This is a genomic window from Candidatus Palauibacter sp. (assembly GCF_965216145.1).
GTDB lineage: Bacteria > Gemmatimonadota > Gemmatimonadetes > Palauibacterales > Palauibacteraceae > Palauibacter.
Genome location: NZ_OZ244149.1, coordinates 1,573,602 through 1,585,496, shown reverse-complemented (window position 1 = coordinate 1,585,496; position 11,895 = coordinate 1,573,602). Strand labels below are relative to the sequence as shown.

Genomic DNA, 11,895 nt, shown 5'->3' with positions numbered 1-11,895 from the left:
TCCGTCGCTGCGGACTGCCAGCTACGCGGAACAGCGGGTCCGCCTTGCAAATCCGTTCGAACGAAGGGCAAGCACGACGCGAAGCTGTGCCCCCTCGGAGACTTCCACGGTCTGCGCGGAAGAGTCGAAGCCTCCGCACAGGGCCCGAATCCGGTAGGAGCCCGGGGGCAGACCCTCCAGCGAGAATGCGCCCGAGCGGTCCGTCACCGCGCGGAAATCCGTGTCTTCGACCGCAATGCGTACCGCCTCGAGCGGCTGGCGTGTGACCTCATTGATGACCAGACCCGTGACTGATCCGGGAGGGGTGACTGGGACTCCGAGCCTCACTTCCGCCCCGGCGGCGGCGGCGACCCCCAAGGGCTCTCCCGCGTGGGGACCGTAGGCGGCGGCCAGTTCGACCTCCGCTCCGGCGGGGAGATCGCATAACCGGTATCGTCCCAGCGAGTCCGTCCGGACGACCGTCTCCACCCGTTCGAGGCCCGCGGAAGTCCGGTACGACGCGATCACATGCGCCGCCGGCAACCTGACCTCCGTTACCCGATCTTCCACGAACCCCTCCAGCGCCACTTCACCCGGACGCCCCGCCGGCTCGCAGAGAATCACGTCGATCTTCTGTATTCTCGCCGTCGCGGCCGTCCAGTCGGACCACAGGATGATCGCACCGCACTCCAGCGAGTCCCTGTTCCAGGCGAAGAAGGGGACCTTCGTCCCCGGCTGGTATATCTCGGCCGCACCGAGATCCACCACGGAGAGCTCTTCCAACAAGGTGGGAGGGGCATCGGGCCGGATCCTCCCCCGCCCGCCCGTTTCCCCGATGAACCTCCGATCCAGCCATACCTGGATTCGGGAGCAACGCAGTGAGGGCGCACGACCCTGGAGCATCGCCATGAAGTCCTTCAGCCGCGCGAACCCGGCCTTGTTCGCGTCGATCCAGTCGGGTTCGATGTACGTTCCCCAGCCCTCCTCCATCCGCTCGTAGAAGCCTGATTCCACCAGCCGGGGCGGACGTCCCTCCACATCCACGTTCAAGGGATCCAGCGGGATCGCCTGTGGTCTCAGGCGTACGTCCAGAGATTGCGCGTCCGGTCCCGCCTCCAGCGGCGTGCTGAGGACCTCGTAGCCGATGCGCCTCACACCGAGTACGTACGCGCCAGGAGGAACCGCCTCGAAGGCGAACGCGCCTTGCGGACCGGTCACGGTCTCTCGGACCGATCCCGAGGGATCCGCGAGCCGAACCGTTGCGCCCTCAACCGGCGCTCCGGTCCCGTCATCCGTGACGACGCCCGCGACGCGCAGCGTTTCCTGAGCCGCTACCCCCACCGGGCCGAGGGCTCCGTTCGCGGCCATCGTGATCGCAAGGGTCAGCAGCGGCAGCCGTACCGCCGTGCGGGAAGAGCACGCTGGACAGCGTTTGTGAGCCGTTTTCACCTTGTGCAGGATCCCCGGGATTGTTTGGTCGTCGCACCGGCGGCGGAGGTTGAGAGCGCCCACCGACCCGCAACGTAGACGCCGTGCACTCAACCAGGGTCACATAGCGGATCCGGCGGCCGGGTCGCTCAGGGGTCTTCGGTCGAGCTTCCGGCCTCCAGCGGGACGGCGGGGGTCAGCCTCACGACCCGGACGATCGGGAAGCCAAGATCGTGGGTTTCGCCATAGGCCATGAGCCCATCGGGGCCGAATGCGTCCGGGATCCGCAGGCCGCCCGACTGGATCGTGCCGAGATAGCGGGCGTCCGGGGTCACGATGTCGATGGACCCCTCCTCCCCCGGAAGCCCCCTCCGCTCGACCCAGAGGCGGCCCTCGAAGTCCAGCGCGAGATCGTCGATGGCGGGAATCGCTTCGGCGAATTGCATCTGCTCGATCGTGGTCCGCCGGGCCGCGGTCATCTGCTCCTGGAAGCCGCTGGGGAGGGGAAGGCTTCCGCCCAATGGAGAACTCAGGCGTACCCCCGGTCCGTCCAGCTGGTCCAGCCGCCACTCCCTTTCCGCATCGCGGATCGCGTCGGTGACCGGGATCGGGCGGACCGGACGCTCCAATACGTCCGCCACGGTGCCGGCTTCATCGACCAGCTTGATCCGGTAGTCGACCGAGTCGACGATGGCCAGCCGTCCGTCCCGCAGCGGGACGAAGGAAAGCGAGGGATCGAAAGCCCGAACGGGTCTCATCGTGAGCTGAATGGCGCCCTCGGTGCTGACGCCCTCTCCGGTCGGCGGTGGCGGGTCCCACGCGGTGTACCACACGCCACGGCCTCCGTCCGGCCCGTATCTGATGATCGGACGCTCCGCCTCCGCGGCACCGGAGTTCGTGCTGAAGGACATCCCCCCGTCCGCGGTACTGGTGATCCGCGTCTCGCTGTTGGTCAGGATGCTCCCGTCGGGGAGCCAGCCACGTACGAAGCTGGGCATCCCGCGCTGGGGATCGAAGGGCACCGACTCGAGGTATTCGCCCTCCTGGGTGAAGAACTGGATGCCTCGGCGCGAGCGGTCGAAGACGGCGAGCCGGCCGTCGGCGAGCAGGGCCATCGATCGTGGCTCCGTCAACTCGCCCGGTCCCTCCCCCTGCCGGGAAATCGTCCGCAGGTGCGCGCCGGCGCGGTCGAACACGACGACGTGGCCCGCCTGCTCGTCCAGAACGAAGAGATCGCCCGCCTGGTTGAAGACCAGGTCGGTCACGTCGCCGAAGACCTCCCAATCTTCTCCATCCAGAGCGCCGACGGTCCAGAGGGACTCCCACTCCGGGGCGACCGCGAAGTCGGGGCTGTCCATGCCCGCCGATCCGCCCGCCGGTGGCCCGGCACCGCCCTCTTCTCCGCAGGCGGCCAGCAGGCCCAGGGCGACGGCGGAGAAGCCGGGAAGTTCGAATCGACGCGAAGTTCGGGCGGTCGGTCCGGAACGCCGGGAACGCGGGCTGAAGTGCATCACGAATGGCCTCCCCTGGGAAGTGCCAACCTTTCCGGGACACGACACTAGGACGTGTCCCGGCCGCGGAGGGTTGCAGGGCCGGAGCACGCCGAACGCATGAGAGGCCTCCGCGCCCGCCTGCGTCTACTCTTTTTTCTTCGTCGTGATTTGGATCACGCCGTTCTTGCCCGCCTCGCCGTAGCTCTCGATGGCCAGTGATCCCTTGATGACCTCGACGTGCTCGATGTCGAGGGCCCCCAGGTCCGAGAACGCCACATCGTCGGCCTGGGTCACCCCGTCGATCACGATCAGGGGATCCATCGTTCCGCGAGTGCCCGGCCTGAGAATCACATCCGCCTCGCCATCCTGGTCGACGTCGCCGACTACCCCCGTGACCACGAAGTCAGTGATCTTGAGTGGCCGGTCGGCCGGAGAGGAGGCGCCGTCCTGTTCTCGCGCCGTCGACCCCACAACCTCGAACGTGATCCATTGGGAGATCCAGACGGCGGTCGCCTGCCCGCGGTTCTTCGCCGGTTCGAACCGCATCTCCGTGACGACCTCCGAGGCCGCCTCGTCCAGCGCGTCGGCGCCGCTCGAGGTCTTCAGCTCCTGGTTCGCGACGATGCCCGACTCGTCGATGTACAGCCAGATTTCGATGCGGCCGCCCACACCCCGGTCTCTGAAGTCCCGCGGATAGGCCTCCTGCAGCGCCCGCTGAACCTCGCCGGCGTTTTGCAGCACCGGATTCGTGTCGAAGGGGACGAACTGCGGCCGGTCCGACCTGGAGGTGCTCGGTGCGGATGGCGTGGGTTCGAACGTGAGCCACTGGGAGACCCAGACGGCGGTCGGCTGGTCTCGGTTCATGGCGGGCTGAAAACGCATCGCGTCGGCGACTAGCAGGGTGCCGGCGTCAAGGGCGTCGTGGCCGCTGGTCGTCTTGACAAGCTTATTCCGGACGACGCCGGTCTCGTCGATGTACACCCAGAGTTCGATCCTGTCGCCGATTCCCCCAGTCTTCAGGCCGTCGTACACCGCCTGAAGCATCAATTGGACCTCGGGTCCGTTCATGAGTACGGGGTTCGTGTCGAACGGGATGAACACGGGCCGGTCCGCCTCGGCGACCGCCTCGGCGCTGGGCGTGGGCGCTGGCAGCCATTCAATAGCTTCGAAAGGCGGGGTAGGCGCCGAGGCGGACGCCTCCGGGGCGTCCATCGCCGTCTCGGGCCGGGGGGCGCCCAGCACGAGGATGATGGCGAGCGCGGCCACGCCCGAAGCGCCGAGGGTGCGGGTGACGCGGAGGCGCGCGAGGGGCTCCGTCATGCGGCGAAGCCGCCGCTCCACGGCCGGCTTGCGCTCGGCGAAGGCCGCGGCGGCGAGGAGCGGCGCGGAGACGCGAGCTCCCACGGCGAGCAGGGCGTCCGCATAGTCCCGCGGAGACTCCCCCCGGGCCAGCACGCGGCGGTCGCAGTCGAACTCGATCGCCAGCCGAAGCCGGGACACCTGCCACCACAGGAAGAGGTTCCACGGCATCAGCACGAGCGCGGCGATCCCTGCCGCGAACAGCCGGTGGTCGCCCGCGCGCTGGTGCTCGCGCTCGTGGAGGGAGACGAGACGCAGCAGCCGGTCCTCGAGATCCGAGATCCACCTCGGCATGACGACGACGGAACACCCGACCCCCACTACGGCCGGACCCCGGTCCGCGGAGAGCAGGACCGGCGACCCCTGGATTTCACCGGGCGTCCAGGTCCGCATCTCCAACCGCAGGCGCCGGTAGACCCGCACGAGGTGGAAGCTCATGGCCAGCACGAGGAGCGCCCAAGCCCAGCCCAGGAGCGCACTCACGGCCCCAACGTCCAGCCCGGCGGCGGCCTGCGGGCCGGTCAGCAGATCCGGCACGACGGGCGGCGAGGGCGCCACGCCCAACTCTCGCAGCCCCGCGAGCGGCGCCATGGGCGACGGCGCGGCGCTCGGGAACAGCCCCGGGGCGACGAAGGCGATCACGGGCGCGGTCACCGAGCCCGCGATGGCCGCGAACCAGCCCCAGCGCACCGGCTTCCGGTAGTGGCCCAGCGCCCGCTCCGACGCGGAGGCGGCCAGCCCCAGCAGAGCCGAGACCAGGAGGCAGTATCCGATCCAGGTGATGACCATCTTCCTACTCCTTGGAGCTGAGGCGCTCGTCCACGAGGCTGCGCAAGCTCTCGAGTTCCTCCTTCGAGAGCCCGCGATCCGAGACGAGGTGCGTGAGCAGTAGCTCGGGCGAGCCCTGGAACATCTTCTGCACCAGGCGGCGCACGGCGCTCGCGCCGGCGCACTCGCGCCCCACGAGCGGGTGATAGCGGTAGGCCTTCCCTTCCTGCGTGTGACCCACGTACCCCTTCTCCTCCAGCGTCCGGAGGATCGTGAGCACGGTCGTGTAGGCCAGGTCGTCGCCCAGGCGTTTCTGCACCTCGGCCACGGTGGCGGCCTCCATCTCCCACAGCACCGCCATGAGGTCGATCTCGCGGCTGGTGAACTTGATCTCCACGAGGCTGTCCTTTCCGTCTCCGAACGTTCCGGCGTCGATCGTCTCTGCTCAGCCTAAGACGAGGCGGGAGACGTTGTCAACTAGAACCGTAGTAGAACGCTCGAAGCCGGTGGGGTGGGACAGCTCGCGGATGCTAGACCTGGTTCCGGGACCAGTTCGTCGCGAAGCGCACGAACCAGGAGGCGCCGGCCGACCGCAACAAGCCGCGGGCTTCGCGCTGGTCTTCGGGTTCGTTGCGTGGCGAGAACGTTCCGGCGAGCACCCTCAGCTTTTCGGCGCTCAGCCGGTCGATGGGGGCCGTCCGGTCCGCGGCATCCATGAGGCGTCGGACCGCGTGCTGGCGCCGCTCCGGTTCCATGGCGGCGCTGAGGAACCATGTGACGAGGTAGGAGTCGTTCTCCCCCGCACCCTCGGCACAGTCTTCCAGGCGCTCCACGGAAGCCCGGGTCTCTCCCGGATTCTGATCGAGCAGGGCCAGCAGTCCATTCAGGGCCCAGGCCTGCGGAGCGAAGGGGTTCCGGTCGGCTTGATCGGGCCGCACCAGCATCTGCCCCGTGTACCTTCGGCAACGGTCGAAATCGCCCTTGAAGAACGCGCACTGCGCCTGGTTCAACAGCGCGTAGGCCCGATCCGCCTCGGGACTCTCGAGCTCCTCATCCATTGCCTGACAACTGCTCAGACGCTCCAGAGCCGCATCGAAGTCTCCGAGTTCCAGGAGCACCGCGCCGAGGTTGTTGAGCTTCACGCATCCGTAACGATTCTCGTCCGGAGGCCCCGGTAGCGTGCGCAACAGTTCCAGCGCATCGCGGAGATGCGCCCCCCGCATCGCGACCCAGAACTCCGCGGCCGCGATGGTCCTGCCGGCCTCGTAGCCGAGGTGCCCGAGCCTGTAGCGGGATCTCTCGAGCAGTAGGCGTGCCTCGCTGCGCGTTTGCTGACGCGCGACCTCGTTGAAGAGGAGTCGGAACGCATCACACCAGATGCCTGCGTAGCGGGCATCTCCCGTCGCGATCGAAAGGAGCGTACGGCGGATGGCCTCGAATGCCGATGCCCGATCCTGTTGCGAGCCGGCTTCCATCGCCTCGAGAACGCGGAGTTGCACGGCCATCGCGCGATCGAGCGCTCCGTCCGTCGCGTGTTCGCGTGCCTCGGAGAGACGGCGGCGCTGGAGACCCCGCGCGAAGGGATCCCCGAACGCCGTCGCGGCCCGCGCCAACGTCAGGTGGACCCGGCTGAGGTCGTTGCCGCGGTCGGCGGTAGCCGCGATCTGGTGTAGTACCGAGGTGGCCCGCCGGAATCGCCCGCGTTGAAGCTCCGCCTCGGCGAGGAGAAGGCCGGCGCTCAGCCGATCCCGCCCGGAGGCAGCGCATTCAAACGCGACCCGCCCGGCTTGTCCGGCGACCGGCGACCGACCCGCCCGCAGGGCCTCCAGGGCCACCTCGCATCCTCGGTCGAACGCCTGCGAGTGCTCCCCGGCGGCCGCGAGTTCACCCGCGGCGGTGGAGCGCGCACTCAGATTCCCTTTCTCCAGAGTTCGGGCCGCTTCGAGGTGGATCCTCGCGCGTTCGCGCTCGACGAGCTTCCAGGCGAGGACGTACCCGGCGAGGAGGCGGCTCAAGCGGATGACTCCGTCGATCGAGTGGATCCAGCCTCTCTCCTTCAGCCGATCGAGATCGTCCCACGCGGAACGCTCCGCCACGACCGACTCGGTGTGCGCGCGGGAGGTGGGCGTGAGCACGGTCAGGACCGCGGCGAGTTCTCGCTCGCCCGGGGAGAGCGGCTCCAGTTGATGACCGACCAGGGAACGAACCTCCGCGGATCGCTCGTACGCGAACCGGCCGCCCTCCATGTCGCCGTCGATTCCGACGGGCTCGTGCTCGTGGCTGATCCACGCCCGGGTGATCGCGCGCGCCAGCCCCGGGTTTCCTCCGGAGAGCTTCGCACTCGCAGCCGCCTGTGGAAGGCTGCACCGGCGGTCCCCCTGGTGAACCAGCGCCGCGCAGACGTCCGCGTCCAGCGGATCGAACGTGAGCACGAAATCCAGCAGTCGCGCGGCCTCGGCCTGTCGAGCGGCCGCCGATCGTGACAGACCGACGATCAACGTGCGAGACGGGTCCTCGGTCCGAAGCGCGGCGTCCACGTTCAGCCAGTCCCGGGCATCCGCGTCAATGACGATGAGCCGGAGCTTGCCGGCGTGCCGCCCCAGAGCCTCCGCCAGATCCACCTCCGCTTCCCCGCGGTCCGCGGCCAGCCACTGCACGACGCCACCCGCGCTCTGCACGACCCGGGCGAACTCGCGCGTGACGAGGTTCCTGCCCATGCCCCGTTCGCCGACGAGTGCGATGCGCACCGGTACGGGGCCGGCTGACCGAAGCGCCTCGGTCAGCCGGCGAAACTGGTCGTCCCGACCCGAGAGGCGAGCCTCGGCCGGCTCGTGAACGGCGAGAAACCTCGATCCGCTCTCGCCGCCGGCCCATTCGGCCAATTCCGTCAGCTTCAGCGCCTCACCCACCCAACCGGCGTCCCGGAGAGCCTTGTAGTGGGCGAGCGCGGATGCGGGATCGCCCTTCATACACAGCCCGCGCATGAGGGCGCAGTGCGCCTCCTCGTCGAATTCGTTCTGTCTGACCAGCCGCAGGGCAGCCAGACACGTCTGGTCCCAGTCGCCGCTCGCCTCCGCCGTGCGCTGCGCATTCCTGAGGGCGAGCGTGACCAGAACTCGACATCTCTCGCGCTCTGCGTCGAGCCACCGCTCGAATCCATCGGCCCCGAGATTGGCCAGTTCGGGAGCGAAGTCACCGCGGTACAGGTCGATCACCGTCTCGTGATCCCTGGCCTGGAACGCCTTCTCGAACCGGTCGAGTTCGTACCCGATCCGGTTCGGCATGAGCCGGACCGAGTGGGTGTCCACGGAGAGCAGCGGGCCCACGTTCGATCGGATGTCGTAGAGCGCCTGGCTCAGCGAATGGCGGGCCTTGCGGTCGTGGCCGTCCCACAGGAGGTAGGCGAGTTCATCCCGCACATGAACCGTGCGGGGGTGAGCCACGAGATAGAGGAGGAGGCCGGTGTGCTTGCGCGACCGCAGCGAAACCCTGAGACCACGGGCGTCCTGAACCGTGACTTCCCCAAAGCACCGGAGCGTTAGCATGTCTTCCCCGGCAACAAGATACGGAGCCGGAGGCGTTCGACTTCCAAGGGGCCTGCAGCGGGATTCCGCCCGGATGATGCTAGAGTTCGTCCGGGGCGTCGAGGGCGTCCCGGATCGCCGCCTCGATCTCGTCGAGCAGGTCCGGCCATTCGAGGTCACCCGTCTTGGTCACGGTGATGAAGTTCTCGACGAGGAGGAGGGCCCGGACCCCATCGATCTCGAACAGTCGCGCCGCGAGCGGGTCGGCCGCGGCCGCGCCGGGATCGAAGTAGCTGCGGCTCCCCTCCCCGGGGACATCGCGATCGAGCACGAACTTCGCCGCGTTCGGATTCGGCGTTCCCTCGACCGTTATCTGGATGTCGGAATCTGTCATCGGATTACAAGTGTGTCGGTGCATGTACCATGATCCGCTTGAGTATCGGCAGGACGTCCGTGCTCGCAAGGTCCGGGGACGTTTCCCTTGCTCGAACCACGACCCGCGAGCACGATTTCGACCCATGATCGCTTGCAGGAAGCTCGGATTCGGAGTCGTCGTCGCGGTCGCGATCGCGGGCGTGCTCGCGTGCCCGTCCCCATCGGCGGGGCAGTCGGCCCCCGCCCGGGCGCCCCTGGACCGCGTGGTCTCCTTTCCGGCGCCCGTCGGCGAGGAGCGCTTGGACGTGGGCCGCGGGGCCCTGGGAGCCTGGCACCGCATTCGGAAGCTGACCACGACCGCCAGCCTGCTCCACGTGACCGCCCACCCGGACGATGAACACTCCGGCATGCTCACGCTGGCCAGCCGGGGCTGGGGGGCGCGCACCGCCCTCCTCAGCCTCAACCGCGGCGAGGCGGGTGCGAACGCCATTGGCCCCGAACTCTTCGACGCCCTCGGCCTCATCCGCACCCGCGAACTGGTCCTCGCGGGGCGCTACTACGGACTCGACGACCTCTACTTCACGACGGCGGTCGACTACGGCTACTCGAAATCCGTGGACGAGGCCTTCCGCAGCTGGGACCGGGAGACGGTGCTGGAGGACATGGTCCGCGTCATCCGTCTCAACCGACCGCTGGTGGTCGTGAGCCGCTTCCACGGGTCGGCGCGCGACGGTCACGGCCATCACCACGCGGCGGGCCTGCTGACGCCGGAAGCCGTCGCGGCCGCGGCGGACCCGGCCCGCTTTCCGGACCAGATCACCAGGGAGGGGCTCCGCCCGTGGAGGGTTCTGCGCACCTTCCGTGGCGGCGTGCGCGGGGGTGAGCCGTTCCATGTGGAGGTGGACGCGACCGGGGACAGCCCCTGGCTGGGCGACAGCTACCAGCGCTGGGCCAGCCGGGGGCTCGCACTGCAACGTTCCCAGACCGCGGGGCGCGTGCGGACGGGGGGCGGGCGCTACCTCTACGAGCGCCGAGACCGGGAGGGAGCAGCCGAGGGCGGCGACGGCGAGGCCGGGGCTTCGTTCTTCGCCGGCCTGGATGTGAGCCTGGGCGGGTTGCCCGCGCTCTTGGGCGAGGAGGCGACCGCGGAGACGGCCTCCCGGCTCGCCGAGATGCAGCGGATGATCGACGGCGGCGCGGCGGAGTTCGACTTCCGCGCTCCGGCGCGGTCGGTCCCGGGTCTGGTGCGGGGTCTGGAGTTGCTGCGCTCCGCCATCGCCGCACTGGAGGCGGCGCCCGAAACCCGCTTCGAGCTGTCGATCAAGGAACGGCAGTTCGAGCACGCCATCCTGGCCGCGGCCGGCGTGAACATCGTGGCCGAACTCGAGGGCACGCCGGGAAGCTCGGTGCTCGTCCCGGGACAGACGGCGACCGTCCGTGTATCGGTGACGACGCCGGGGCCCGGTGACATCGCCATCTCGGCGGTACGGCTCGCGGATCGCGGCGGGACCCTCGCCCACGCGGCGGATGTCGGACGCGGCGAAGGCGGGTTCACGGCGGAGTTGCAGCTGCGGGCGCCCGCCCCCGGTCGAGACGGCGCCACCGCCGAGGCCGCGGCGCCGTACTTCGGACGCGACGGTCTGGCCCGCAATCAGTACGAAGTGTCGGATTCGACGGACCTCCACCTGCCGTGGCGGGGGTCGGCGCTCTCCGCGACGGTCGAACTCGTCGTGGCGGGGGTCGGCGTTGCCCACACCGTTCCCGTGACGGCCTCCGTTCCCCGTCTCCCCTACGGTTCCGTCACGCGAACGGTGGAGATCCTGCCCGCGCTATCCGTCTCGGTCGAACCCCCGGTGCGCATCGTACCGGTGGACGATGCGGGGGCCGCGAGCGGGGGCCCGGATGCCGACGCGTCCGGTCCGGATGTCGGAGCTTCGGGCACGGTGGAGGTGCGGGTACGGATCGACGCGAACGCCGGTCCCCTCGCGGCGGAGACCCGCCTCCAGTTGCCGGAGGGGTGGACGGCGACCCCCGCGGCCGTGCGCCATGACTTCCGCGACTCCGGGGAAACCGCGGACGCGTCCTTCGCCGTCACTCCGCCGCCGGGGTGGCGGGGCGCGGTGGAGATCCGGGCGGTGGCGCGCGCGCGGGGCGCGGACGACACCGCCGAGTACGGGACGGGATACCGGACCATCGAGCACCGCGACCTCCGATTGGCGCGGTTGTGGCGGCCGGCCCGAGCCACGGTTCGGTCGGTGCCCGTCGCGCGGATGGATGGAGCCCGGATCGGCTACGTCATGGGCGTCGGCGACGAGGTTCCGGCCGGCATCGAGGCGCTCGGGGCCACGGTCGAACTTCTCGACGAAGCCGGCCTCGCGGCGCTGGCGCCGGGAGCGGACGCCGTCGCCGCCGGGGAGAGGCGCTTCGACGCAATCGTGATCGGTACCCGGGCCTACGCGGTGAGGGAGGATCTGCTGGAGCACAACCAGCGCCTGCTGGAGTACGCACGCGGCGGCGGGCACCTCGTCGTCCTCTACCAGACCCAGGAGTACGTCCCGTCCGCCATGGCCCCCTACCCGGCGTCACTCCCCCGCGGCGCGGAGGAAGTGTCGGAGGAAGACGCCCCGGTCCGCCTCCTGCGGCCGGACCACCCGCTGATGACCACGCCCAACCGTATCACGGAAACCGATTTCGACGGGTGGGTCGAACAGCGCGGGTCCAAGTTCTTCGCCGAATGGGATCCGGCCTACACCCCTCTGGTGGAGACCCACGACCAGGGTCAGGCGCCGCAGGAGGGCGTGTGGCTCACCGCCCCGGTGGGCGAGGGACGCTACACGTATCTCGCACTCGCCCTCCACCGGCAGCTTCCCTACGGCGTGCCGGGGGCGTACCGCATCCTCTCGAACGTCCTGACACCCCGGGGCAGGGGCGCGGCCATGCCACGGGACCCCGGCGGCCCGCGGTGAACC

General features: G+C 69.4%; 7 protein-coding genes. 1 reads left to right on the top strand and 6 read right to left on the bottom strand.

The window, feature by feature from the left end; translation table 11 throughout:
- Positions 1-21 precede the first annotated feature (21 nt).
- The 6 genes from ACOOHF_RS06885 to ACOOHF_RS06860 form a co-directional block, all read right to left on the bottom strand.
- Entirely contained in the window at positions 22-1,428 is a 1,407-nt protein-coding gene (locus tag ACOOHF_RS06885; protein ID WP_420463935.1) for a carboxypeptidase regulatory-like domain-containing protein, read from the bottom strand.
- A 128-nt stretch (positions 1,429-1,556) separates the two neighbouring features.
- Complete coding sequence (locus ACOOHF_RS06880; protein ID WP_420464345.1) at positions 1,557-2,918, bottom strand: 6-bladed beta-propeller; 1,362 nt, start codon at positions 2,916-2,918, stop codon at positions 1,557-1,559.
- A gap of 126 nt (positions 2,919-3,044) precedes the next feature.
- A complete protein-coding gene (locus ACOOHF_RS06875) occupies positions 3,045-5,048 on the bottom strand; it encodes a TonB family protein (protein WP_420463934.1) in 2,004 nt (667 codons plus the stop codon).
- A gap of 4 nt (positions 5,049-5,052) precedes the next feature.
- Positions 5,053-5,424: a BlaI/MecI/CopY family transcriptional regulator gene (locus tag ACOOHF_RS06870; RefSeq protein ID WP_420463933.1), complete on the bottom strand. Its 372-nt coding sequence runs from the start codon at positions 5,422-5,424 to the stop codon at positions 5,053-5,055.
- Positions 5,425-5,557: 133 nt separating this feature from the next.
- Entirely contained in the window at positions 5,558-8,572 is a 3,015-nt protein-coding gene (locus tag ACOOHF_RS06865; protein ID WP_420463932.1) for a BTAD domain-containing putative transcriptional regulator, read from the bottom strand.
- A 79-nt stretch (positions 8,573-8,651) separates the two neighbouring features.
- The gene (locus ACOOHF_RS06860; protein WP_420463931.1) at positions 8,652-8,945 is read right to left on the bottom strand and encodes a NifU N-terminal domain-containing protein; all 294 of its coding nucleotides are present in this window, start codon (positions 8,943-8,945) and stop codon (positions 8,652-8,654) included.
- A gap of 124 nt (positions 8,946-9,069) precedes the next feature.
- On the opposite strand from ACOOHF_RS06860, the gene ACOOHF_RS06855 reads away from it, so the two are divergent.
- Positions 9,070-11,892: a PIG-L family deacetylase gene (locus tag ACOOHF_RS06855; RefSeq protein WP_420463930.1), complete on the top strand. Its 2,823-nt coding sequence runs from the start codon at positions 9,070-9,072 to the stop codon at positions 11,890-11,892.
- Positions 11,893-11,895 lie beyond the last annotated feature (3 nt).